Annotated in this window: 1 protein-coding gene; it reads right to left on the bottom strand. The window is 53.7% G+C overall.

Annotation, left to right across the window (positions count from 1 at the left end):
* Window positions 1–43: 43 nt before the first annotated feature.
* A partial coding sequence (locus tag KK062_RS30340; protein ID WP_317195826.1) for a sigma factor-like helix-turn-helix DNA-binding protein occupies window positions 44–268 on the bottom strand: 225 nt, incomplete at its 5' end.

Raw genomic sequence — 268 nt, 5'->3', positions numbered from 1 at the left:
CAGCCATACAACTACTACGGTGCCACCGACCTTTAAGACCAGCCTATTGCAGCATCGTAAATGCCGTGACAAAGTCCAGCTGTATAAAGAAGAGTGCCAATCCGTATTGCCGGATAGCCGTGCGCAGCAAGCTCAGCGCTTTAACCAACTGGTTCTCCACCGTTTTTTCCGAGATCCCCAGGATCCCGCTGATCTCGCGATAGGTAAGCGCTTCCATGCGGCTCATGAGAAAGATCTGGCGACAACGGGGTGGCAACGTATCCTCGGC

This window comes from Dawidia cretensis (assembly GCF_018598175.1).
GTDB classification, from domain to species: Bacteria; Bacteroidota; Bacteroidia; order Cytophagales; family Cyclobacteriaceae; genus Ohtaekwangia; species Ohtaekwangia cretensis.
Note: the sequence above shows the minus strand (reverse complement) of the source record. Positions and strands in the feature narration are given on the sequence as shown.